This window comes from Flammeovirga aprica JL-4, assembly GCF_012844305.1.
Classification (GTDB): domain Bacteria; phylum Bacteroidota; class Bacteroidia; order Cytophagales; family Flammeovirgaceae; genus Flammeovirga; species Flammeovirga aprica.
Genome location: NZ_JABANE010000019.1, coordinates 12,106 through 38,023, shown reverse-complemented (window position 1 = coordinate 38,023; position 25,918 = coordinate 12,106). Strand labels below are relative to the sequence as shown.

20 protein-coding genes are annotated in these 25,918 nt (G+C 35.0%); 9 read left to right on the top strand and 11 right to left on the bottom strand.

Annotated elements, in window-relative coordinates; translation table 11 throughout:
• The first annotated feature begins 177 nt into the window (after positions 1–177).
• Positions 178–1,404, top strand: coding sequence for a peptidase T (gene pepT, locus HHU12_RS09055; protein WP_169656422.1), 1,227 nt, complete (start codon positions 178–180; stop codon positions 1,402–1,404).
• Between the two features lie 84 nt (positions 1,405–1,488).
• Here pepT and HHU12_RS09050 read toward each other — a convergent pair whose 3' ends face one another.
• The 8 genes from HHU12_RS09050 to HHU12_RS09015 all read right to left on the bottom strand — a co-directional run bounded on the left by HHU12_RS09050 (position 1,489) and on the right by HHU12_RS09015 (position 11,074).
• Positions 1,489–3,024, bottom strand: coding sequence for a hypothetical protein (locus tag HHU12_RS09050; protein WP_169656421.1), 1,536 nt, complete (start codon positions 3,022–3,024; stop codon positions 1,489–1,491).
• Positions 3,025–3,286: 262 nt separating this feature from the next.
• The gene (locus HHU12_RS09045; RefSeq protein WP_169656420.1) at positions 3,287–4,264 is read right to left on the bottom strand and encodes a hypothetical protein; all 978 of its coding nucleotides are present in this window, start codon (positions 4,262–4,264) and stop codon (positions 3,287–3,289) included.
• 5 nt (positions 4,265–4,269) lie between these two features.
• Entirely contained in the window at positions 4,270–4,842 is a 573-nt protein-coding gene (locus HHU12_RS09040; RefSeq protein WP_169656419.1) for a hypothetical protein, read from the bottom strand.
• A 44-nt stretch (positions 4,843–4,886) separates the two neighbouring features.
• The gene (locus tag HHU12_RS09035) at positions 4,887–6,521 is read right to left on the bottom strand and encodes a hypothetical protein (RefSeq protein WP_169656418.1); all 1,635 of its coding nucleotides are present in this window, start codon (positions 6,519–6,521) and stop codon (positions 4,887–4,889) included.
• Between the two features lie 359 nt (positions 6,522–6,880).
• A complete protein-coding gene (locus HHU12_RS35795) occupies positions 6,881–8,971 on the bottom strand; it encodes a xanthine dehydrogenase family protein molybdopterin-binding subunit (protein WP_169656417.1) in 2,091 nt (696 codons plus the stop codon).
• 17 nt (positions 8,972–8,988) lie between these two features.
• A complete protein-coding gene (locus HHU12_RS09025; RefSeq protein ID WP_169656416.1) occupies positions 8,989–9,468 on the bottom strand; it encodes a (2Fe-2S)-binding protein in 480 nt (159 codons plus the stop codon).
• A gap of 18 nt (positions 9,469–9,486) precedes the next feature.
• Complete coding sequence (locus tag HHU12_RS09020) at positions 9,487–10,077, bottom strand: nucleotidyltransferase family protein (RefSeq protein WP_169656415.1); 591 nt, start codon at positions 10,075–10,077, stop codon at positions 9,487–9,489.
• Positions 10,070–11,074: an XdhC family protein gene (locus tag HHU12_RS09015; protein WP_169656414.1), complete on the bottom strand. Its 1,005-nt coding sequence runs from the start codon at positions 11,072–11,074 to the stop codon at positions 10,070–10,072. Before HHU12_RS09015 ends, HHU12_RS09020 begins: the two co-directional genes overlap by 8 nt.
• A gap of 353 nt (positions 11,075–11,427) precedes the next feature.
• Between HHU12_RS09015 and HHU12_RS09010 the strand changes: the two genes are divergently transcribed.
• Together HHU12_RS09010 and HHU12_RS09005 are read left to right on the top strand one after the other, a co-directional pair.
• A complete protein-coding gene (locus HHU12_RS09010) occupies positions 11,428–12,939 on the top strand; it encodes an MFS transporter (protein ID WP_169656413.1) in 1,512 nt (503 codons plus the stop codon).
• Between the two features lie 25 nt (positions 12,940–12,964).
• Positions 12,965–13,477: a hypothetical protein gene (locus HHU12_RS09005; RefSeq protein ID WP_169656412.1), complete on the top strand. Its 513-nt coding sequence runs from the start codon at positions 12,965–12,967 to the stop codon at positions 13,475–13,477.
• A 65-nt stretch (positions 13,478–13,542) separates the two neighbouring features.
• Here HHU12_RS09005 and HHU12_RS09000 read toward each other — a convergent pair whose 3' ends face one another.
• Complete coding sequence (locus tag HHU12_RS09000) at positions 13,543–15,063, bottom strand: DUF4625 domain-containing protein (RefSeq protein WP_169656411.1); 1,521 nt, start codon at positions 15,061–15,063, stop codon at positions 13,543–13,545.
• Between the two features lie 461 nt (positions 15,064–15,524).
• Between HHU12_RS09000 and HHU12_RS08995 the strand changes: the two genes are divergently transcribed.
• Together HHU12_RS08995 and HHU12_RS08990 are read left to right on the top strand one after the other, a co-directional pair.
• Complete coding sequence (locus HHU12_RS08995) at positions 15,525–16,010, top strand: T9SS type A sorting domain-containing protein (RefSeq protein WP_169656410.1); 486 nt, start codon at positions 15,525–15,527, stop codon at positions 16,008–16,010.
• Between the two features lie 88 nt (positions 16,011–16,098).
• Positions 16,099–19,734, top strand: coding sequence for a tail fiber domain-containing protein (locus HHU12_RS08990; RefSeq protein ID WP_169656409.1), 3,636 nt, complete (start codon positions 16,099–16,101; stop codon positions 19,732–19,734).
• A gap of 137 nt (positions 19,735–19,871) precedes the next feature.
• Here the strand turns inward: HHU12_RS08990 and HHU12_RS08985 are convergent, their stop codons facing one another.
• Positions 19,872–20,264 carry a DoxX family protein gene (locus HHU12_RS08985; RefSeq protein ID WP_169656408.1) on the bottom strand — a complete coding sequence of 131 codons (393 nt, stop codon included), beginning with the start codon at positions 20,262–20,264 and terminating at the stop codon, positions 19,872–19,874.
• Between the two features lie 105 nt (positions 20,265–20,369).
• On the opposite strand from HHU12_RS08985, the gene HHU12_RS08980 reads away from it, so the two are divergent.
• The gene (locus HHU12_RS08980; RefSeq protein ID WP_169656407.1) at positions 20,370–20,828 is read left to right on the top strand and encodes a MarR family winged helix-turn-helix transcriptional regulator; all 459 of its coding nucleotides are present in this window, start codon (positions 20,370–20,372) and stop codon (positions 20,826–20,828) included.
• Here HHU12_RS08980 and HHU12_RS08975 read toward each other — a convergent pair.
• A complete protein-coding gene (locus HHU12_RS08975; RefSeq protein WP_169656406.1) occupies positions 20,825–21,610 on the bottom strand; it encodes a hypothetical protein in 786 nt (261 codons plus the stop codon). The two genes, HHU12_RS08980 and HHU12_RS08975, sit on opposite strands and share 4 nt — an antisense overlap.
• Before the next feature lie 143 nt (positions 21,611–21,753).
• On the opposite strand from HHU12_RS08975, the gene HHU12_RS08970 reads away from it, so the two are divergent.
• The 3 genes from HHU12_RS08970 to HHU12_RS08960 all read left to right on the top strand — a co-directional run bounded on the left by HHU12_RS08970 (position 21,754) and on the right by HHU12_RS08960 (position 25,917).
• A complete protein-coding gene (locus tag HHU12_RS08970; RefSeq protein ID WP_169656405.1) occupies positions 21,754–22,107 on the top strand; it encodes a DUF2147 domain-containing protein in 354 nt (117 codons plus the stop codon).
• Positions 22,108–22,423: 316 nt separating this feature from the next.
• Positions 22,424–23,788: a protein kinase family protein gene (locus tag HHU12_RS08965; RefSeq protein WP_169656404.1), complete on the top strand. Its 1,365-nt coding sequence runs from the start codon at positions 22,424–22,426 to the stop codon at positions 23,786–23,788.
• A 140-nt stretch (positions 23,789–23,928) separates the two neighbouring features.
• A complete protein-coding gene (locus HHU12_RS08960; RefSeq protein WP_169656403.1) occupies positions 23,929–25,917 on the top strand; it encodes a phospholipase D-like domain-containing protein in 1,989 nt (662 codons plus the stop codon).
• Position 25,918 lies beyond the last annotated feature (1 nt).

Genomic DNA, 25,918 nt, shown 5'->3' with positions numbered 1-25,918 from the left:
AAATTCAGGTCGCAAGTTACAAAAAAGTCATTATGAACAAGTTTAATTCTTATTTATCCTTTAGAAAAGCCCGTTTTTTTTCAAAGTTTTACCAAGTATTGTAAATTCGAACTCCATAAATGAAAACAATACCGCATTGAGGTAGAATTATAAGCATAAATTATTAATCAAAGATTCATGGAGAAGTTATTGGAAAGGTTTTTACGCTATGTGAAAATCGACACTGAATCTGTTCCTGGTTTGGAGCAAATTCCTAGTACTAAAAAGCAATTTGATTTGGCCAACTTACTGGTTGAGGAGTTGAAAGAGATTGGAATGCAGGATGTAACCATAGATGAAAACTGCTATGTCATGGCCACATTGCCTTCTAATATTGACAAGGAAGTACCTGTTATTGGTTTTGTTGCGTACGTAGACACTACTCCTGATTTAACTGGAGCCAACGTAAACCCTATTGTTTGGGAGAATTATGATGGAAATGATCTAGTATTGAATAAGGAACAGAATATTGTATTGACTACAAAAGAGTTTCCTGAAATCAAAGCTTATAAAGGACAGCAGATCGTTACAACTGACGGAACAACGCTTTTAGGAGCAGATGATAAAGCAGGTGTAGCGGAGATTGTTACAGCAATGGACTTTTTGATTCAGCATCCTGAAATCAAGCATGGTAAAATCAGAATCTGTTTTACGCCAGATGAAGAGGTAGGTAAAGGTGCTGATTTATTTGATGTAGAGAAATTCGGAGCTGAATGGGCCTACACTATGGACGGTGGTCCAATGGGTGAGTTTGAATATGAAAACTTCAATGCGGCTTATGCTGAAGTGACTTTCAAAGGACAGAATGTTCACCCTGGTACTGCAAAGGGTAAAATGGTGAATTCTATGAATATCGCTGCCAAGTTTGCAACAAAATTCCCTGACAGCGAAACTCCTGAACAGACAGAGAAATACGAAGGTTTCTACCACTTATTGACAATGAGTGGTTCTGTAGAAGAATCAAAATTACAATACATTATCAGAGATCATGACGGTGAACTTTTCAACTCAAGAAAAGCGCACATGGAAGCATTGGTCAAAGATTTCCAAAGAGAGTATGGTGAGGATAAAGTACAGCTTTCTTTAGTGGATCAATATTACAATATGAAAGAAAAGGTAGAACCTAATATGCATATTGTTGATATTGCGTTGGAAGCAATGAAGGCATTAGAAATTGAGCCAGATGTAAAAGCTATCCGTGGTGGTACAGACGGTGCAAGATTGTCATTTATGGGCTTACCTTGTCCAAATATCTTTGCAGGTGGCCACAACATGCACGCCCGCTATGAGTATGTGCCAGTACCGACAATGGAAGCGGCAACGAAGGTTATTGTAAAAATTGCTGAGATTGTAGGAAGAGGATAATTCCTTTCTGGTAAATAATATAGAAGGCTCAACGGTTTTGATGATCGTTGAGCCTTTTTATGTGAATGTCAGATTCCCAACACCCTACTTAGCATCAGTATCATTCTTATCCTTAAGATCTATAAAAATATATTTAGCGTCTTTTCCTTTTTTATGATACATCGCTTTATAAAAGAGATGCCCTTTGAAAGAGTGGTCGCTTGTTTTATATAAAAGAAGAGGGTAGAGCATATACTTTCCACTCGTTGCATAATCATTGATCAGTTCCTGTTGCACAGTGCCATTACTGTCTACCAAAAGCATGATTGACTTAGCTTTGTCTTTATAGAAAATGAATGTTTTATCAAATACTTTTCTCGTTTGTGTCCCATGTGCACCATAAGGCGTTTTAGCAGTTATAGGGTCAAATCTTTCAACACACTTGATCCAGTTCAACTTGCCGAAATGATTAAAATTGAATAATTGGAATTCATCACTCAGGAGCATATTGTTTCCTATTTTTAATCTTTCAGTGACGAGGGTGAAAGAATTATTTTTGTGGGGAATCAACTGTAACGAATAATAATCATCGTCAATCATTGTATCCTTTCTGCCCTGAACATTTCTGATTAAGTCTTGTTGATGTTCCGCAAATCCTTGTTGATTGGGGAAGAAAGGTCTTATTTCAGGAACAATAATTTTTTCTAAATGCTCTTTTGTGAAAGGAGAGAAGGTTTCAGTAACCAATTGTAGCGGATTAGAATCCAAGTTTAAGAAATAAACACCTTCAATCTTATTGTAGTTGTTTTTCTTCGCCATATAATAGAATCCACTCACAATGATATGTTGATCTTCAGATAGCGTCATCTTAAGACTGTGAATATTTTTTTCGGCATGATGTATAGGGTAGTCAAGGTATTGTTTTTCGCCTTTTTTGAAAACATAGAGCTTGTAGAAAACATCTTTACGTTTTTCAGAGTTCCTGAATTTCATCAAACCGAAAAGAGTACCCTCATTGGTGAGCACAAGATTATCTTCTTGGAAGAATGCTTTATCAGATTCTGCATCAAGGTAATTCGACATTTTCCATGATGTTTGAAAATCTTGATCTCTCACTTCTAAGATGAACTTTGTTTTTCTCTTTTTCTTGTCAGAGGCGTAAGTGAGAATACTGTATGATTTCTTATTCTCAGACTGTATAACGTGATATCCCTTTTTCTCTAGATTTCTTTCAGTAACAAAAATATTCTTGCCAAGCGTACCGTCTGTTTTCAATTCCCTTCTGTACAGTTTATGTTTATCTACAGTGTATGTTGAAAGAAAAAGCCACACTGCACCCTTGTGATCTTCGATAAGCGCTTCATAGTAAAAGTTGTTTTTGTAGCTTCCAGACCAATAATAATTTTCGAAATCGTGGGTTTTTACCTTTTTGGTTTTAAGGTTTTCAATTTCGATGATCAGGTTGCTGTAAGATCTTTTCTTCAAGCGGATAACAGCTTCAGGAGTAGTGTGAATTTTATGAAGTACATTTTCTTTTGTTGGAATGATTTCAATTTTTGAAGAAATGTCTATGTCGTTCTGTGAAAATGAATTGAAGGCAATCAACAAAAAAGAGAGTTTTAGTATAAAATACTTTTTCATATTTCTGAAGTTTATAAGTAGAAAAAATGTAATACACTAAAACAATGGAAATCTAATACTTAAGCTAAAAAAACACCTTTCTCAAAAGAGAGGTTTGATAAAATATAGTTTGCTGTTGAATTAATGTACACACAAATGTAATACATTTTTTGAAAAGCATAAGTTGAGTGTTTTGCTGAAGAAAAAATGGTTCATATGAAGTGAATATTAAACTCTATATGAACCATTTTCTCTCTACCTGAATAGAAATTCTATTTTTCAATTAAAACGAATCATCTGTCCATTTACTGTCCATTGATATGTATTCATAACCTTCCGAAGTTAGTGTATTGTAAGTTTCGATTTCGTCTCCATAATCAGTTGTCTTAAGTACAAAATATTGGAAATCATCTTCCTCATTACCTTTTCCCAAATAGGTGTAATACACTTCACCACGCGTAAATATCGGCCCTAAGTAAAACGGCATTTCATACATTGATTTCAAGAATTCCTTACGTTGCATATTCCTGTCAAATGTTTCAATAGTATAAGGGAAATCAATGATATTTTTAGTGAAATCATATTTATAAACCTTAAGGAAATTGTCTGGTGTGAATGCAATATTTGTTGCATAATTATACTGCATGATGGAAAGTGCCTCTCCATTACTTTTGTATAAGAATACACTCTTAGACTCTCTTGTTCTGGTATCGTAATAGCTATGAGAGACTAATACGGCAAAATCATTTTCAGAAGAAATACGTACATCTACAGCTTTAGGATTAAAGAATTTAAAACTCTCTTCTGGATAAACAAATTCTGGAACAATGATAGAAGTATTACCATAGAAAGATACCTCACCATCATTAAGGATATACAACGTTTTACCGCCTTCTGTCCAGTCAAATGATTGCACATTCTGATACTCTTCAAGAGTAGTGATAAGCTTGCCATCTCTGTCAATAACTTCGATTAGATTATCATCATTCAAATAAGCAAATTTTGTATTATCCTGACTCACTTTTACCAGCCTCTTTTTGGTAGAGGTTTCTTCTGTGATGATATGAGGAGGTTGATCGATTTGATCATAAAAATAAATACTATGATCTACGGCAACCGCCACATTTTTTGGTTTGAATTTGGCATCAGCTATGGTTTTGAAATGCTGATCTAGTTCTTCTTGTGTTAAATATACTCTGTCTGTAGACAAACAACTATATTGCAGTATTGCCACTGCAATGATGATAAATTTTCTCAACATAACTTTTAAAATCTATATTCCAGTGCAATTCCTGATTGAAAAGAACTAACTCCATTATTAAATACAGTTGTATCATCAATTAAAGTGGATACAAAACGGTTGTTGATGCTCAAATTTAGATGATCAGTAAGTAAGAAATTAATATTTACTTTGGGACCGCCACCTATTGAGATCGTATCAATTTCTCTCGTTAGTTTGCTGCCATTATCCTCATAATAAAGATCAACACCAACAGAAGTGAAGCTTAAGAATATTCCGACATCAATGGTGAATTTTTTATTGAAAGGAATAATTAGGTAAGCCGTACTCATGCCAAATGATGTAAGCTTAAGATCTGAAGAGGTAATATGACCGTATGTATCTTCTGTTTCAAGGAAGTAGAAAATATCCTGTTTAGTAGTGAAATTAGAATGATTCAAATAAGCTTCAGTAACCCAGAAAGTTTTGGTATTTCTCACCCCGATCTCATAATTGAAAGCTGGGTTATACAATTGCCCCATAGTTCCCAAGGGTAAATCGTAATTCACAGATAAATAAATGCCAGGATTATTTTGACTGAAAGAGTAATGTGCCATCATAATAAGACAGCACGTTATTATTTTCTTAAACATATTTTGTTGCTTTATTTGGCGTCCGATTTATTAGTTTCTTTAAGGTTGATATAAAGATATTTGTACTCTTTTCCTTTATTCGGTTTCGCTGCTTTATTATAAAGTAATCCCCTAAAATCATGATCTCCTATTTTCTTAATATGAAGGGGATATAGCATATATTTGTCCCTTTTTACATAATCATTGATTTCATTTTGTTGTATCTGCCCATCACTGTCAACAAAAAGCATAATGGTTTTGATTTTATCCTTGTAAATAATAAGTGATTGATCAAACATTTTATGAATCTGAGTGCCTTGTGCGCTCGTTGGTGCTTTTTGAGTAATCTGATCCCATCTCTCAACACTTCTTATCCAATTCAACTTCCCGAAATTATTAAAATTGAAAAGTTGAAGCCCATATCGGATATGTCCTTCATAATTTGCTTTTTCTACAACCAAAGTGAAAGTGTTGTTTTTATGTGAGATAAGTTTTAGTGGATAATGATTATCTGAAATTAGATTATCCTTTCTTTTTTGCCAGCCCTTTAATAGATCATCTTGATGAGCTTTGAATCCTTTTTGATTAGGATAAAAAGGTCTGATTTCAGGTATTGTGATGGTTTTTACATCTTCTTTTGTAAAAGGAGTGAATGATTCTGTAATCAGTTGAAGTGGATTCATATCAAGGCTTAAGAAATACAAACCTTCAATTTTGTTACGGTAATTTTTCTTTGCTTGATTATAAAAACCGCTGATAACGATATTATGATCTACTGTTTCTGTAATTCTAAGGCTGTGAATATTTTTTTCATCATGATGAATAGGATAGTCTAAGAATTGCTTTTCACCTTTTTTGAAGACATAGAGTTTATAGAAAATATCACTGCGTTGTTCAGAATTTCTATATTTTAAAAGACCAATTAAAGTACCCTCATCAGTGAGAACAATATCTCTGAATTTAGCAGTTGTAGATTCTGCATCAAGGTAATTTGACATTTTCCATAGTGTTTGAAAATTCTGATCTTTTACCTCAATATTAAATTTTGTTCTCTTTTTCTTTTTGTCTGAAGCATAAGTGATTATACTGTATGTCTTTTTATTTTCAGATTGTCTAATATCATAATTTACATTTATTTCTGAGTACCAAGGTTTAGTAGTAGCAAAATAGATTGCATTCTCTACCTTGTCGCCAGTCGTATGTTTTTCAATAGATCTTTCTGTTACAAAAATATTTCTTCCTAGAGAACCATCAGCCTTCAGTTCTCTTCTGTATAGTTTGTGTTTATTGCCGCCAAAGGTTGACAAGAAAAGCCATACTTGTCCTTTATCATCTTCTAGAAGTTTCTCAAAAAAATAACGGTTCACTTTATCAGAATAAAAACCATTATAGTACCAGTAGTGTTCTTCTAAATTGTGTGTTTTACTCTTTTTGGTTTTATGGTTTACTATTTCAATAATCAGTCTTCCGACTCCCATTGTTCTTATCTTTTTCTCATCCTTAAGTTTTAGTCTGAATGTTCCCTCTTTGTTTACTAAAGTTTCACTCCAATTAACTTTATCGGGTTGTACGGTTTTAATTTTTGATGAAACATTTACTTTCTCTTGTGAAAATGTATTGAAAGTAATAAACAGTAAAATCAGCTTTACAATAAAGAGCTTTCTCATATTTGTGTAGTCTATAAATAAAAAAATAATGCATCCTATATCTGAAAGTGTTGGTAAAGTCACACCTTTTATGCTATGTCAGATTAAAAAGTAGTATTTGCTCAAGTGATAGTTAAAAAAGTGAAAGCATTGCTACTTTCAGAAACAATAAATGCAATTGTAAATGTAATGCATTAATCAAGGATTATAGAGACTAAATTGATTAATTGAGGGGGAGATTTCATCAGTATTACTGAATAATAGTTATTATTAACATTTTTTGGTAGTTGACTTGAAAGAAAAATTACAAATCAAAGGGTCAGTAGGATAATGCAACAGATTATCCTACTGACCCTTTTTTAAACTTTTGTATTTTATATCTAACCAAAAAACGGTTGCTGTAACATCCGCTTCCCAGTAGCTTTCACATAAGCATTGGCATAAGCGGCACCTGCAGGAGGCATACCTGGTTCTCCTAGCCCCGTAGGAGCCTCATTGCTGTCTACAAAATAAGTTTCAATAGTAGGTGTATCCATCATTCGGATCAGTTTGTATTGATCAAAGTTTTTAGATTGAGCAATGCCGTCTTTCAGTTCAAGATTTCCGTACATAGCATGGCCTATTCCATCTAAAATAGCACCTTCTATTTGGCTCTTCGCACCTGATGTATTAATGACAATACCACAATCTACACCCGCATAAAAACGTTTGGCAACAGGCTTTCCATCTATCATTTCAAGATCACAAACTTCAGCTACGTAACTATTGTGACTGTAGTAACAAGCAAAGCCTTGGTAAACGCCACTTGGAGCATTGCCCCAGTTTGATTTTTCTTTAACGAGCTGAATCGTTTTTTGCATACGTTCAGGGCTGTAAGGCACCTTTTGTCCTTTTGCTTTTTCCAGCAATTCCATTCTCAGTGCAATAGGATCTTTCTGAAGCGTGATGGCCAGTTCATCCATAAAGCTTTCAGTAGCGAAGCCGAGGAAGTTGGTAATTGGAGCTCTCCACCATAATGTCGTCACATCAGCAGGAATATTAGAAGACGTAGCCGAGTAGTGGTCTACTGTTCCAAAAGGAAAGAACTTTGCAATCCCTTTATTCATGCCTTTATTATTGACAATCACTTCTTGAAGTTGGTATCCTATCAGCTCATTATTCTTAACCGCCGCCGTGATTTTATATTTTACTTTCGGGCGGTATTGACCGACAGCCATATCATCTTCACGAGTATACATCAGTTTGATGGGTGCTTTGGCAAGGTGAGAAACCATCGCAGCGTCTTCAGCGTAATCGGTACTTAATCTTCTACCGAAACCACCTCCCATTCTAGTCATTTCAACAGTTATATCTTCCACATTTCTGTCCAGAAGTTTTGCAACGACATTTGCAGAAGCTTTTGGAACTTGAGTGGGACCTATGAGCCTAATTTTTTGAGGAGTGACATCAGCAAAGAAATTCATTGGCTCCATTGTATTATGAGGCAAGAAGGGAGCTTCGTATGTTTTTTCTATTACTTTGTCTGCTTTAGTTTTTGCTTCCGCGAAATTTCCATGGGTTATTTTTTCCTCCAAGTTTCCTTTACGGAGAGTCTCATGCATTTTCTGATCAAAAAGATCCGTATTTTCATCATCCTGAAGGTTATCCCATTCTATTTTTAATTTTGATTTCCCCTTAAATGCCGCCCAAGTACTGCTGGCGATAACGGCAACTTTATGATTAAATTGAATGACTTGCTCCACACCTTTCACTCCTTTGGCTTCAGTATCATCTACGGACTTTAATGAAGCACCAAATGGAGGTCGAGCCACTGCTGCATATTTCATTCCTTTTTCCTTATAATCAACGCCAAAAAGTGGTTTTCCGGTAATGATAGGATCGATATCAACATTATTGACAGCTGTACCAATTAAGGTGAACTCTTCTACTTTTTTTAATGGAGCATTTTCTGGAACAGGAAGTTTCACAGCATCATGAATCAGCTCCTCATATTTTATTTTCTTTCCACTTTTTGAAGAAATCACACCTTGTGAAGCCTCTAAAGTTTCAACCTCCACATCCCAATTCTTCGCGGCAGCAGTCAGAAGCATCAGTTTTACAGTAGCACCTGCAGTTCTTAAAGCAGGGAAGTTCTGACGGATCGACTGACTTCCACCAGCCACCTGACGGTTGAAATCATTACTCAGAGGAGCCTGTGCCACTTGTACTTTTTCCCAGGGAACATCTAACTCTTCAGCAACAATCATAGGCATAGCGGTTTTTATACCTTGACCTATTTCTGGATTAGGAGAATATATTTTTACTATCCCGTTAGGAGACATTTCTATGTAAGCATTGAAACGCTGGAAATCAAGATCGTCTGTAGAGGTGGGCATACTGCAGTTGCTCAAACCACCTACACCAATCAGTAATCCTCCGCCAGCGAGTAAAGAGAGTTTTAGAAAATTTCTTCGGCTATGTGTATTGCTCATTTTTTTAATTTTTTGTATTAAACCTTTACTTGCTTACTTTCCTGCATTTGACTTGATGCCAAACCAACAGCTTTTTCAATTCTATTATAAGAAGCACAGCGACATAAATTACCATGCATTGCCATTCTGATTTCTTCTTTTGATGGTTGATGGTTCTTATTTAAAAAAGCCGAAGCTGTCATAATTTGTCCACTCTGACAGTAACCGCACTGAGGTACATCAATAGTTTTCCAGGCTTCTTGCACCGGGTATTCTCCATTTTCAGAAAGTCCTTCTATGGTGGTGATCTCTTTTCCTTCCACTAATTCCACCATCTGCTGACAACTGCGTTCTGCTTTTCCATCAATATGTACAGTGCAGGCACCGCATTCACCAATACCACACCCAAACTTTGTTCCCACTAATTCTAATTCATCCCTCAATACCCAAAGTAAAGGTGTACCGTCTTCCACATCAACGGTGTAGTTTTTTTTATTGATTGTTAAATCGAATTTCATACTCTTTATAATTTGTCTCTATATTTCTAATTTTGAATGTAATAACTTTTGATAATCCTCCTCTGTATCAACGTCAAAGAAAGGTTGCTCTGAAGCAAGAATACTTACGTTTTTTATATGCTTCTGTAAGACCGGTTTTGCTCCTTGATCTCCACTTAATTTCAATAAATCAGTAAAAAAAGCACGATCAAAAACAGCAGGAACACCTTTTACTTCTTGAAACTGACTGATCACTATTTTTGAATGTAATGCTCTTTCCCACAGACCATCAAAATGTGCTTGTGGTATCAAAGGCATATCACTTAATGCAATCATGATTTTTTCTGTCTCAGGGGTTTCCATTAAAATAGATCGAATACCACACCGAATACTTTCTCCCATTCCTCGTGCCCAATCTTCACAAAAAATCTCTTTCACATTATATTTTTGAAGTAGTGGTGAGATCTCTTTTTGATATCCACCTGTTACTGCAAAAAGAGGAATTTGAAAATGTTGAAGCTGCTCAATAATATGCTCCAATATACTTTTTCTGTTCCACTCTAATAATTGCTTTGCTCTTCCTAACCGGGAGGAATTTCCTGCACAAAGCAGTAAAATAGCCCTATGCATTGCTCAATGTTTTGTGTGAGACTGAAAAAGGAGTTTTACCTCTATAAACCGATATAATCTCAGCAATAATAGAAATACTGATTTCATGCGGCGTAATGCTCCCAATATCTAATCCACAAGGGCTATGAATTGCATCCAGAAATTCAGTGTTAAGTGTAGGATTAAACTCAATCATCTGCTCCATCAGTTTTCCTATTCTTTTCTTGGCCCCGAGCACTCCCAAATACGCAAATTGAGTATCATGCAATTGTAGTAAGTAGGTCAGATCTTTCACAAAACTATGTGTCATCACTACCACTGCGGTATGTTGATCAATGGGCAGTTTATGAATTTCATCTTCATTCAAACGTATCAGGTTTTTTGCACCAGTAAAGTCTGTTACATCACATGTGCCTTTTAAAGTATCAATGATTTGAACGTTCCATCCCGTTAGCGCCGCCATTTGACAAAGTGCTTTAGCATCATGTTCTACACCAAAAATAAAAAGCTGGAATTCTGGGGGAAGTATTTGCTGATATTTTTGAAAGAAAGTATTAATAGAAGGTTTATGAGGTAGAAGAGGGAGGTTTTGATGAAAAATCTGAGTATAACTTTTTTCCATCAAAGCAGGATCTTCAGAAAAATAGCTTTCCAGTTTCAGCTCTTTTCGTCCTTCCAAAGCTTTCTGAAATGCATGCAATTTTTCTTGATGAATACAGAAAGGTTCGAGTAAAATCTGTAAGACACCCTCACACCCTAAGCGGAACCGCCCATCATATTCTATTACTTTAGACTGACCGCTTTTAAACACACTTTCCGCCTGTCTTATCATTTCTTTTTCAACACAGCCCCCGCTAATTGCTCCTATCATTTTATGATTTTCCCACAATAGCATTCTCACTCCCGGCTTACGGTAGGAAGAGCCATTCAAACCCACCACCGAAACCAAAACAGTTTTGATTTGTTGCTGTTGTGCCTGATAGGAAGAGTAGACGATTTCTCTGAGTTCGTGAATCATTGATAAAAAGTAAGTTGGATGATGTTGTACGTATCTGACTGTGTAGCAACGAATATAATTATAAACAGAAAGAGATAGAACTATTTCAATTTTATTAATATAATTTAGAAGCTTTATGTTTAAGGTTGTGAATTATTTTTATCCTATATATAATCAATCTATTCCAATCGCTATTTTCATCTAAGTACAAAGTCAAAAATAAATGATAGTTAATTCTAATTTATATTTTGTGAGTACAACGCTAAAAAACGTATTAATAGTGGTTCTATTGAAAGTTTTTTGAAGGAAGTAATCACAAAATAATAAATAGAATTAGTATTAGATAATTTTGAATTTGTACGTAAAATAATACCATGACCACCTACTCAAACACCCAAAAATGGACGTTGCTGACCACTATTATGGCTTCAAGCCTAGTATTTATTGATGGTTCAGCACTTAATGTGGCTTTGCCTGCCTTGCAGAAAGAGATGGAACTGACAGGTACTCAGTTGCTATGGGTAATCAACGGATATGCACTTTTTCTTTCTGCTTTATTGATGGTGGGTGGAGCGTTAGGAGATCTTTATGGAAGAAACCGTATCTTCTTAATTGGGCTAGTCTTGTTTTCACTTTCCTCTTTGGTATGTGGTCTATCTCAAAATGCACATCAATTATTAGTTGCCAGAGGTTTTCAAGGAGTAGGAGGAGCATTATTAACGCCTGGAAGTTTATCCATTTTATCCGCTCATTTTGATAATGAAAACAGAGGGAAAGCCATTGGGCTGTGGTCTACATTCAGTGCGTTGATGGGAATCATAGGGCCTATATTAGGAGGTTGGCTTGCAGGAATGGGGTATTGGAGAGTGATTTTCTTTTTGAACATTCCCTTATCCATTTTTGTGTTTTTTGGCGTATTCACCAAAGTGCCTGAATCCAAAAACGAAGAAGCACAGCAATTAGATGGACTGGGTGCGTTATTGGTGACATTGGGGTTGGCAGGGGTAACTTACGGCTTTACAGAATCATCAGATTTAGGCTTCCATCATCCTTTGATTTTTGGCAGTGTAAGCTTTGGAATAATTACTTTATTCGCTTTCGCATATAGTCAAAAAACTGTCAAATATCCTATGATGCCCTTATCATTATTTCAATCCAAAACCTTCACGGGAGCAAATCTAATGACGCTATTTTTATATACAGCTATGAGTGGCGCTATGTTTTTTGTTCCTTTAAACCTAATACAAATACAAGGCTACAGCGAGGTGAATACAGGTCTTTCTATGTTGCCTATCATTATTTGCATTGCGTCTATTTCTCCATTGATGGGAAAATATATTGATAAAAATGGCTACCAATTACCTTTAATTGTAGGGCCGATGATAGTTGCTGTAGGTTATTTCACTTTTACATTAATTGGGATTACAGACGGACCGTCCACGTATTGGACTACATTTTTGATTCCTTTTTTATTGATAGGAATTGGGATGGGCATTGCTGTTGCTCCATTAACCACTGCAGTGATGGGTTCCGTTAATGAAGCCAATATTGGTATTGCTTCAGGTATCAACAACACAGTAGCAAGGGTGGCGAGTGTGTTGGCCATTGCATTATTAGGTGCTTTCGCATTATTTTCTTTTAAAGGAGAAGTGAAGGAAAAAGTAATGGCATTAAATATTGAAAATAATGTACAGGAATTATTAATAGAAGAAGCTGATAATTTTACAGCAGCAACTCCTCCATCCAATTTAAGTACGGAAATCATAGAGGAAACTGCATTCATATATAAAAACGCTTTTGTTGTAGCTTTTGATGGAGTGGTGATGATCGCTATGATTTTGGCAATACTTTCAGGAGTGGTTAGTTTTTTGATGATAAAGGATTAGTTTTATCATTAAAGCAAACTAAAAGATGACGTCAATTTTATTAATACTCACTTTCTTCTTTACTGGTGGTGTGATAGGTATTTCAGATCAGAATAACGATCCAGTTTTTGAAGAGCGAACATCTTCTTTTTATTTCTCAAACAAAGAACAGAAAGATAATTTTAAGGTCTATGTACTAGGTGATTCTTATGAAGATGCGCGGTTACATTTATCTGTGAGTACTTCAGATGGTCGATTGTTATACTCTAATTCTTGTGGTTTATACGATATGATGCTTACCCAATGTGACCTTGAAACTATGTCAAAAGAAGAAGCACTAAAAGAGCTGTTAGATAATTACTTTCATAACAGCTTTTCATCTCCAGCCATTGCAAAGGACCATAAATATGATACGATGTATTCATCCTGTTCAAAAGAGGTGTGGGAACGTCTTCAGAAGGATGAGGATATTATTGGTTTCTGCTTTGCATTAGAACACTCGGGAATATGTATTGCTTATGTAGACAATCAAGTGATAATTTATGAAGCGTGTTGCTGATAGAAAATGAATTTAACGTATGAGTTATCTTCCTATCTTGATTAATAGCAGGTTTGAAACATACTCTAATAAACTGCACTCAACACAAAATTGACAGTATCTGCTTGCTCTTTAAAATCAGTAGCGATTATTTCCAAGGAATAAGTAATTTTACCACTTAGGTTTTCATTATCATTAATAGGGAAAGTTGTACCTATAACATCGCTAATGCTAACCGGGTAAGAAAGTTCATCGTCGGATAAATCAATAATTCTTCCAAAGGATTGAATATTTCTATTATCACTGCTGAATTTATATTTTACGGAAGCTAACCCCACTTCTTCATTGATAACACCATCTAATGCGATCGTGAGATCTTGATTTTCATCAAGCAGGTCTGTAATGTCATACTCTTCATTTATAGGAACTACAGTAGGAACGTCGTTAATGACTAAATGATTTATGACAATTTCGGGAGCCTCATCTTTTTTGGCAATTAAAGAGAAATTAAAAGAAGAAGCATTTTCCCAGCTTTGATTCAGGTCTTTTACAAGCACATTTACACTGATTTCATCCCCCTCAACAGCATTTACCTTATCAAAGCTGAACAAGAAATATTCATCAAAAATTGTAGATAAATCTGTTTTTGTAACGCCTTCTAGATCAAAAGTAATAGGGGTTTCAGTAACATCTCCTTGAGTTCCGTTTCTTGATATTTCCAATCTTGCAGAATCTAACCCTCCTGTATCTTCAAAAATTAAACTGCTCAGATTAAATTCTTCACCAGGGAACAGTGGAACAATAAAACTAGCAGGAACACTAATGCCGGATTCTTCTTCAAAAGAAATCAGTTCAGCAGGAGTATTGTCACATAGTATTGTAATGTTTTCACTTAATGCCGTTGAGTTGCCAAACATATCTTCTACTACAAATTTCAGCTGATAAGAACCGTCTGTCAAATCATTAGGGATTGAGAAACTGTTTTGAAGTAAGGTTGCGGTACTTGTTGATTGACCATTGGCTTCAAAATAGGTTATTTCATTCTCGCCAATACCTGCACCTACTCTTTTTAAAGCGGCATTCTCGGTTACAAAAGCATTGATAATAACAACATCTCCTCTGCAGAATTGATTATTGTTTTGGTGTATTTCATTTTTTGACTGAACTGAAAAATCCGTTACTAAAGGAGCGATAGTGTCAGTATCAATATAAAAATAGGTGGTGTCTCTTATGATATTATCACTTGCATCTTTATTGCTGCTTTCAAATATATACTTACCCGTTTTGGCATGTAGAGGAACGATAAAAGTAGAATCAAACTGTAATAATCTTGCCGCTACATTGGTATAAGTAGTATCAAAAGAAAAGGATACCGTATCATTTTCACTTGGAGTCGATGTGATTAAAGATATTCTGACATTGGATTCCTCAATTAAAGCATTGTCTCTAAACATCACATTGATATGAAGAGAATCATAATAATAGTATACTTTATCGGCAATGATATTATTGCTTACCGTAGGAGAGAACTCATCTTCTAAGGCAATACAAGACAAAACAGCAGACAGCGTAACAATGAAAAGGAGAACTTTAGTTAGAAGTTTCATAAGAACATAGAATATTTTAGAGCATGCTTGGAATATATATTTTAGAAGTAAAAATTTTCCATTTTAGGTTGTGAGGCAATTAATTTCAGAGAAAATAGAGGTTCTATAGTTGATGAAATTAATAAACTCACGTTCTGAAAGGGTGAATTTTTATTAAAAGAGATGTTTCAAACATGCTCTTTTAGCATGCTCAAAACCAGAATATTCGTAAGAGTAGAAAGTTATTAAACACTTTTTTGTAGGGTGCTTTTTCACAGAAATAAGGTTGCAAGCATGTTTTCAGTCAGTTGGCAATTTAATAAATGTAAACAATAGTTCTGTGCGATGTTAAAAGAAATTGTTTTTTTTGAATTTAAAAAAGAAGAATGAAGAGAAGGTATTTTGCTTTTTACTATTAAAACAGGATATTTGGGTACCCGAATTGAACTTTCTGCAAAAATTACTCAAGCTTGTCAACTATTATGAATAAGACTCTTTATGTTACTCTGACTGGTTTATTTTGTCTTGTTACTGTGGTCCTTAAAGCTCAAACTACTCTTAATGTATCAGGTGCTACAGTTTCAAATAATTCAAACAGCATAACCACATCCATAGGTCAGGTTTTTGTTCAAATGGACGAAAACGATGATTATTCTATTTCAGAAGGGGTACTTCAGCCCTATGAAGTATTTGAAATAGAAATCCCTACCTCCAATTTAGATTGGGTCAATGAGCTGGAAATGAATGTGTTTCCTAATCCTGTGACACATTATTTAACCTTGAAAACCACTTCGCCAAAGTTATTAAGTGCTTCACTGCATACTGCTCAAGGACAGGAACTGACAAAACTAGATCAGTTTAATTATGAATCTAAATTACAATTGGAGAACTATCCAACAGGTGTATATATAGTACAAGTTTATCATGACAATACAGTTGTGAAAACTTTTAAAATCATTAAAAAATAATTGATTGCCGGTAACTTATCACATTTGTATCACGCTGTGTATTGTTGCCATGGGTTAAACCCCTACATTCATCTCAATAACAACAACTATGAAAACAATCTACATTCTACTTTTTCTACTAACAATTAGCTGGGGTGCTTACGCACAAGTGCCTCATTATATGAGTTATCAAGCCGTTGTTAGAACTGCTGATGGAGAATTAATTACAAACCAAAATGTTGGTGTACGTATCAGTATTCTTCAAGGTGAAATTACAGGAACAGCAGTGTATAGTGAAGTTCATTTTCCGTCAACTAACAATGCAGGACTTTTGACACTTGCTGTTGGAAATGGAAATCAAACGCTCGGCACTTTCTCAGAAATTGACTGGGGTGCTGATGTTTATTATATCAAAACAGAAATAGATCCGACAGGAGACGAGAATTATTCTATTACAACAACCTCTCAGATGATGAGTGTTCCGTATGCTTTGTATGCCGAAAGAGCAGGTAATACGGTTGTAGGAATTGATGGAGAAGATGGTGAAGATGGAGAGGATGGTGTTGGTATTGCTTCTACAATTTATGAGGGTGATGGAAAATTTACATTCAATTTTACGGATGGTACATGGTATACCACCCCAAGTTTACAAGGAGACAGAGGTTTGACAGCCTATGAAGTAGCGGTGATTAATGGTTATCAAGGAAGTGAACAGGATTGGGTAACAACACTAAAAGGAGATACCGGAAAATCTGCTTATGATCTAGCAGTGGAAGCAGGTTTTGTGGGGACAGAAGCAGAATGGGTAACATCATTGAAAGAAGCGAAAGATGGAGAGAATGGTCAATCGGCTTATCAAATAGCAGTGACAAATGGTTTTGTAGGAACAGAAGTAGAGTGGTTAGCATCTTTAAAAGGAGATGAAGGTGTAATAGGAGCAACTGGAGAAGAAGGAAAATCTGCTTATGCTGTAGCAGTAGAAAATGGCTTTGTTGGGAGTGAAAGCGAATGGTTAACGTCCTTAAAAGGTGATAAAGGAGATACAGGTGAAACCGGAAAATCCGCGTATGATTTAGCCGTAGAAGAAGGCTTTGTAGGAACAGAAGCGGAATGGGTAACATCATTGAAAGAAGCGAAGGATGGAGTTGATGGTCAATCTACCTATGAAGTAGCCGTTTCTCAGGGCTTTGTAGGTGATGAATCCGCTTGGTTAGCTTCTTTGAATGGCAGTGATGGAGCAACAGGTTCAACAGGTGCTACTGGTGCTTCCGCTTATGAAGTTGCTGTTTCTGAAGGTTTTGTAGGTGATGAAGCAAGTTGGCTATTATCGTTGAAAGGCTTAAAAGGTGACAAAGGCAATAAGGGTGATAAGGGAGACAAAGGCGATAAAGGTGACAAGGGTGATCAAGGAAATGTTGGTTTAACCGGATCAACAGGTCAAACCGCGTATGCTTTAGCTGTTTCTGAAGGTTATGTAGGTGATGAAGCAAGTTGGCTATTATCCTTAAAAGGAGACAAAGGCAATAAGGGTGATAAGGGAGACAAAGGCGATAAAGGTGACAAGGGTGATCAAGGAAATATTGGTTTAACCGGATCAACGGGTCAATCTGCGTATGCTTTAGCTGTTTCTGAAGGTTTTGTAGGCGATGAAGCAAGTTGGCTATTATCGTTGAAAGGCTTAAAAGGAGACAAAGGCAATAAGGGTGATAAGGGAGACAAAGGCGATAAAGGTGACAAGGGTGATCAAGGAAATGTTGGTTTAACCGGATCAACGGGTCAATCTGCGTATGCTTTAGCTGTTTCTGAAGGTTATGTAGGCGATGAAGCAAGTTGGCTATTATCGTTGAAAGGCTTAAAAGGTGATAAGGGCGACAAAGGCGATAAAGGTGACAAGGGTGATCAAGGAAATGCTGGTTTAACCGGATCAACAGGTCAATCTGCGTATGCCTTAGCTGTTTCTGAAGGCTTTGTAGGTGATGAAGCTAGCTGGTTATTATCTTTAAAAGGTGATAAGGGAGATATAGGTTCAACAGGGGCTACTGGTGCAAATGGACTCTCAGCGTATCAAATTTGGCTTGGAGAAGGAAACTCTGGTACTGAAGCCGATTTCCTTCAAAGCTTAGAAGCGACAGATACGAACCTTTCAGAAAGTGAAGTAGATGGATTTGTAGCAAACAATGGTTATATCGTAAACCCAGGTAGTGAAAGTGCGAATTATGTATTAAGTACTGATGGAAGTAGTAATTATTCTTGGGTTACAAATGCTATAACTGCAAACAATGGTTTAGCGTCATCAGGCAGTAATATACAATTAGGAGGAAATCTATCAAGTAACACCACAATCGGAACAAATGGAACTCATACTTTAACACTTAATGCCACTTCAGGAGGAGCAATTAGAATAAGAACCCCGAATGAAGGAACTGGCAAATATCTTAAAAGTATTTCTACGAACGGGGTGGTTGATTGGACTGTTCCAACTTTATCAGAGTTTATACTTAATGCAAATAACAAGGCCATAACAAATTTGGCTGTACCTACTAATAATTTAGATGCTGCCAATAAAAGTTATGTGGATACTGAAATTGGGGCCATCAGTTATAATGATTTAAATGATCTGCCTGTTCTTATCACTGGTGTTCAGGGAGGTAATGGTATGACAGGTAGTATTACTGGAGGTGTCGGAACATTAAATGTAGTAGCAGATAATGGCTTGACTACATCAGCGAATAGAGTACAACTAGGAGGACCTTTAACAGCAAATACAACAATTACTGCAGGAGTAAATAATTTTGATATTGATTTGAGTGATGGAAATTTTAAAGTAATGAACAGTACTACATCAAAAACAGTTCTTTTTGTTAATGGAAAAGATGTAGGTATTGGTACAAACAAACCAAACTCATCTGGTGGTACAAATTTAAATATACATGCTGATGGTAGTACCGATGCTTGGACTACTTATTCTACTGCTGGATCATCAGACCCTTTCCAAATAGGTATGAATTCGGGTGGTAATGCCGAAATACGTAATATTAATAATGCCCCTATAACCTTTAAAACCAATAATATTGAAAGATTAAAAATTACATCTAATTCTAACTCAGGAGCAGTTAGAGTAAAACATGGTTCAGGTGGTATTGAAGATGGTGATGGATTTTTAATAGAACGTGATAATGGTTCTCGTTGGACATATTATATTAATAATGCAGGGGATTTAACCTTATGGAGTAATGATTCAGGTACTGACGTTAAAAGGCTTGAAGTGGAAGCTAATGGTAATTTGCGAATTGGAGGTAATTTGAGTCAAGGCGATTCATTTTCTGATAGACGATTAAAAGAAAATATTGATACTCTAAATACCTCAATCGATGCTATTATGCAATTGGGCGTATATACATATAATTACATTAAGGATGCAGACAGTATAAGACATTATGGATTTATGGCTCAAGAAGTAATGCAGTATTTCCCTGAGAATGTATGGGTAGCTGATGATGAAGGCCACTATGCTTTAAATTACAGACACATGGTTCCTGTATTGACAAAAGCAGTACAAGAACAGCAAGAGATGATTGAAGATCTTGAGAAAAAGAATAATGATCTGGAACAAAAAATGAAAGATCTAGAGGCGAAAGCCGAAGCAAATGCACTTCAAAATGAAAAAGTAAATGATCTCTTCTTAAAATTAGAAGCAAGAATTCAAGAACTTGAAAATGCGAATGCTAGTTTAGAGCAAAAGTAATAGCGGATTCAAAAATAGAGTTTCTCTTTTAAAGAAATAAAATTAAAAAAGAATAGCCTGTGTAGTATTTATTCACAGGCTATTTGTACTTACAAAGCTTTTAATTTTAGTGGTATTGACAATGGAGTTAATCTAAACTAAGCCACAGGAACTTCATTTTTTGCTTCTTCTTTCTTCAGTTGACTATTAAAATAATAAGAAGATAAAACAAGCAACAGACCAATACCTGCAGGAAGAGCCTCTCCATCATTGATGTTGATATGTGCACCAATAGCAAGCACTATATCAAAGAAAAAGCCCGCGTAAGCCCATTCTTTTAATTTTGGACTGATATTGCTCCAAATCGCGATTAAACCTAAATACTTGGCAACAGCCAAAGGATAAATGATAAAAGTAGGGAACCCTAGTTTACCGAAAACTTCACTTACCATTTCATATTGTGCAAGGTACATTGTAGCACTCATTAGCATTAAAGCAGTAAGTAAACCTGTCGTAATTCTGTATAATATTTTTGTTGTTTTCTGACTCATAGTGAACAAAGTTTTCTTTAGTGATAAAACAAATGTAATGTAAATATTTTACATGGAAAATATTTACAAGTTTATTTTTTATATATTTGTAAAAAAAAGTGTGATATGGCAAAAATAGACGACGTTGTAAAAACGAAATTTACAAGTGAGAAACACAGGTTTGTCACCAATATGATATATACCGCTAACTGGATTCAGAATCAGTTTGTAGATTTTTTGAAGCCTTTTGGGATTTCACCTCAGCAATTTAATGTTTTAAGAATTTTGAGAGGGGCAAAAGAAGAATGGGTGACCATGAATGACATTAAATCATTGATGATTGATAAGGCACCGAACGCTACTAGACTTTCTGACAAATTATTGGAAAAAGAATTCGTAAAACGAAAAAGAAGTGAGACGGACAGAAGAATTGTTTATCTATCCATTACTAAAAAAGGATTGGCACTATTAAAAGGAATAGACGACAATCAGGAGATGTTTAGTATGGATCGATTTAAGGATATTTCAGAAGAAGAAGCAAAGCTGTGCAGTGAAATTATTGATAAGCTAAGAGATCTGTATTAGACATTAAGGTAAATTGGCCTGACCTCATTAATGAATCTGTAAATATCATTTTCTGAAGCAGTTTCAATTTCTAAAACGGCTCCTTTCCAATTAGGTAAGTTTTTCCATCTTCCTACTTGGAGAGGAGTAAGTAAATCATAATTAATAGAATATCCATTCAGCCCGTAAGCCGAAAAGTAAAAATAAGGGGCATTGCAAACAGTGTCTTTCATTGCTAATCCAAAACCAATTCCTATATTTTCATTTACCTCCGTATAAATGCCAGTATCAAAATGGTGGGGCCATATTCTGATTTCACTTTTCAGTTGAAGGTTTTCTAATAATTCCCCACATACATTAAAAGCAATTTTTCTCCATTTTTTCCAGTCTTCAATACCTTTATGATGGAGTGGTTCATATTTTTCATTCAAGAATGAATACGCTGTGATATCAAAATGTAATATCTGTTGAAAAGCTTCAAAATTAAGATGGTACTGATCACAAAATGGCTTAAAAGAGTGTTCTATTTCCACCTGATTTTTACCAATAGCCTTATTTTCAAATATCACTTTCCATTGTGAATCATACACGAGAAATGTAAGAGAATCAAGATGAAAACCTATTATCACTTTCCCCTTTTCCGTATCAAACCAACGGCCTAATATTCTGTTCCCAATACAATCATACTGAAGGTTGGTGTGACTGTCATCCTCTTTTTTGGGAACAAAAGTGCGGTTGAATTTTGCAATAATTTGAGATAATTGATGTAGTTTTTGGTCTACGCTGTTATAATGTTGTATCATAAGAAATAGTTTTTAGTCAATTTAAGAATTTCATCTCAGATTCCTGCTTTGTAATCATAAATTTCATTAAAGAGTGAAACAGACTCTTGATGAATTGGTACATTACGTTACAAACCTTATTTCAATACCAAATCTTATCCGCAATGAAAAAGTTCATTTCCTTACTATTATTCATCTTAATTACTTCAATCACAGCCTTTGCTCAAACTGATATAGAAGGTACTTGGGATATGAAGAAAGACGGCACAATTGTCACCATCAAAAAAGCAGATAGCATTTTCGAAGGATTTGTAATATCTACAGAAAGTGAAGCAGATATCGTCGGCAAAAAAGTAATTAGAGATATTAAACCAACAAAAAATGGTTTTGAAGGAGAAATCTATGCTATAAAGCTGGATAAATGGCTGGAAGCGAAATTTAAACCCGACGGTGATATTATGGAAGTGAAAGCATCCCTTGGTTTTGTAAGCAGGACAATGGAGTGGGATCGGAAATAAAGGATAAAGACAAAAGATAATTGGAAGCCGAAATGCAGAGATGTGTTTCGGTTTTTTGTTTTACAGCATCACTAATTTTCTAGATGTAGATTCCTATTCAAGATTTTTATTCAATGTAATATAACATTATTCAAATCTCTCTTGATTATTCGATCGATTGATTATTTTATTATAAATAATAGGGTTTTGAACGATTTCTTGCACACTTAATAGTGTATCTCTCGTATAAAAAATCTATCACATACATTAGCGAGATTTATTATAATTAATAATGATCAGAAAAGACTTCAAGTAAGTCTCTAGAATTGACTTTACAATGCAAGAAATTTTACCCTCAGATGTCAAAACATATCGTGACATCTTGAAATACAACAACAACCTATTTATTCCTTTTAGAGAGAATGCTTTAGGTCAGAAAGAGTATTTAAATATTCTTCAGGTCAAAGTAGATCTTCTAAAAGACGAAATATACAAATACAGAGGTGATCTGAATGAAGATGAAAACGATCAACTCAACGTAATAGGCAAAAGACTACAGGAAGTACTTTTGAGAGAGAAAGTATTTACCGTCGAAGAGACGCCTTTAGCCGGAAAGTATTTTGTCACTTCTTCCCCTTTCAACGAAAATCTCATTTCTATAGCCACAGTGCTTGAGGCATTTTGTCCAAAAGCAAGTTTTTATAATCAAATCAATAGTGGTGGATCAAGTAGAAGTTATGACAGCGGTATTCAATTTCAGATGAATCCAAATTTTTCCGCTTATGCAGAAGATGAAATCATAGACTTACGGAACGACTATCACAAATCGGAATACCTTGGCATTCACTTAGAGACCGGTACATTTATCAAAGTATCCAAAAAAGACGGACTGTATCATTACTTGAAACTGCTAGAGGCAATATCTGATATTCAGCCTTTACAATTGGAGTACTCAGTAAAAGGGAAAGACGTTAGCCACAAAGGAAAAATCACAGATCCAGCATACATCTCATTAACGAACAAGTATGCTACAGCGATCTATAATTCGTACTCTGATGACTCCCTCCAATTCCATATCAACCTAAATTCAACCTCATTCTTTGAAGTATTATTTCAAGGTATTGATCTCCTATCAGCATCACATCAATCAGGAAAAATACATGGTAACTTTTATGCCGGTTGTATCGATTTCATAGAGAATCAATGGACCCTAAAAGATAGTCTAGGTTTGAATAAAGGAGCGATCTCCCCATCAAAATACGACAAATATTTCGCCCCCGAACAATTGCTTTTAGCCGAGTTAGACGAAAGAACAGACATCTATTTTATCGGCTTAGTCATCCTCAATTACATAGGTGCACAGCAATACGGCAAAACTTCTGATTACTACATCCCCGATACAAAAGGCAGAGTACGGCATCAAATCCTATTAGATGATCCCCATGTTTTCATCTCTCCGAAATCTAAAATATTTCAGGATGGAACCGAAAGCAAAACGAAGTGGAGAGCCTTCTTGGAGCGTTGCCTCGCTTTTGATAAAAACGACAGATTTAACTCAGTAGAAGAGCTGAAATCGGAATTATCCATGCTATTAAAGGATTATCCGATTAATAAAGTGGACCAACGTTCTTTAGCTTCTTTGGGGTTGATGACGGATGTTGCTTTGCTGGAAGGTGAGGTGGTTTATGGGTATGATGTGTGATTAGAATAATAATAAACTCTAAATAGTTTTTAACAAAACAGTTTTTGATAGGGTATTGTCACTCCAATTTCACTTTTGTTTGTAAAGGTGAAATTCCCTTAAAAATATTGATTGAGATCTAATTATCTAAATATATAACAATGAATACTAAGTCATATTTCTCTGATATCAGAGAAAATATAGTTGCTACTTTATCCGAGGCAAAAGATGAAATACTCATCGCCGTTGCCTGGTTCACAGATCCTATAATTTATGAAGCTCTTGAGAAGAAAGTTAACAGTGGTGTGAAACTACAGTTGATAATTGCAGACAACGAAGATAACAAAAGGTTAGACTTTGATAAGTTATCTAATATTGGTGCAAACATCACAAAAATCGGAAGAGATTATGGAATAATGCACCATAAGTTTTGTGTGATTGATTCTAAAATACTCATCAATGGCTCTTATAACTGGACCGTTAATGCATCAAAAAATAATAATGAAAATATTATGGTCATCAGAGAGGATGATCAATTAATTGAAGATTACAAAAAACAATTTTATAATTTATTAGAGGAGGTGAAAACTTTAAATGAAAATATAGAGGTTACTGAACCTATTTCAGCGAAAGAGGAAATTGTAATACAGCAACCTAAAACTGATAAATTTGAGGAAGACATTAAAGATTTAGACTTTGAATGGAATTTATTTATTAACAGCCAAGTCAAAGAAATCGATGAGGAGGAACTCTTTAACCTTGGTTATAAAAGAGCAGAAGAAAACCATGGAGATCCTCAAATTATCAAAGAAGAACTAGATGTGTTGTATTCAAAATTATTGAATGATACACAGACAGATACTGGTTTAAAGGATAAGTTTAGACATAAAATTGAAGAGCGAACAAACTTCACAATAAATTATATTACTGAAGAGATTGATGGAAAACTCAATGAACTCGAAGTAGAAAAAGTTGCAACAGAAAATTCTGTAAAAAGAAAAATTACAGAAAAGGACGGAGAGATAAAGACATTAATTGGTTCTCAAGATCAGATTAAGGAAGAAAAAGTTCCTTTGATTGAAAAGAGGATAGAACAAACAAAAGATAAGATAGAGGGGCTTGAAGAATCTATTATTGAGATTGAGTCAAAAAAGTTTAAATTTCAAAAGAAACTGATTATTCCAATTTGTTTATTGATTTTGACATCGATTTATATGTGGGTCTTTTATGGATCTACATTATATACGATTGTTCATGGTTTAGCAGATGCACAAGTAGCAATTGATATGGGAGGTAATGCTAATATTTCTGTATTTAATATTAATGCTTTTCCAGATGCAATTGAAAAAGGGTTTATGGCTTTTGTTATTATAAGCTTATTTCCTTTTTTACCTATGACAGCCGCTTATTTATTTGAAAGTTTAAAAGGTTTTCAAAAATACTTTACACTTGCTTTTGTGTTTATAATTGATGTGTTAATGGCTTACCAAATAGCTAAAACAATGCATATAGTAAATTATATGAATGGTGATACAGTTCAAAAATGGCCTGAAGATTTTATAGATATTTTTGTGTATTGTATTGTTGACTCTCACTTTTGGTTTGTGATTTTTATGGGCTTTATGTCTGCATTGTTGTGGGGTTTCTTATATCAAACGATCACTCCAGAAATATCTCACAAAAAGCAGGCAAGTAAGCTGGAAGAAAATAAGAGAAATAAGCAAGAGGAGAAGTTAGAAGGTTTAGAAAAAGATTTAGAGGCAGAAGAAGATAAATATTCAGCGTTACATCAATCATTGTTGGTTTCAAAAAGTGAAAAATCGATTCTTGAGGAAGAGTATGACTTTATCCCTAAGACTTTCATTTCTAAAAAAACGAAATTAGAAGAGTTAAAGAAACTCAGAATTAAAAAAGTGTCAGACAGAAAAGAGGCAATTCTTCACTTTCTTGAAAGGGAACATTTACCTGTGTCTATTTCTTCATTAAAACATCGTTTTGGAATGCTAAAAGCAGGATGGAACAAGTTTCTTAAAGATGTTTATTCAGAAAAGATCGCTAAAGAAAAAACAGCTGATTTAGATGAAGTAACAGAAAAGTGGCTTACTGCAAAAAATAACGATTTAACAAGTGAATTTAACCTTACCTACTAAT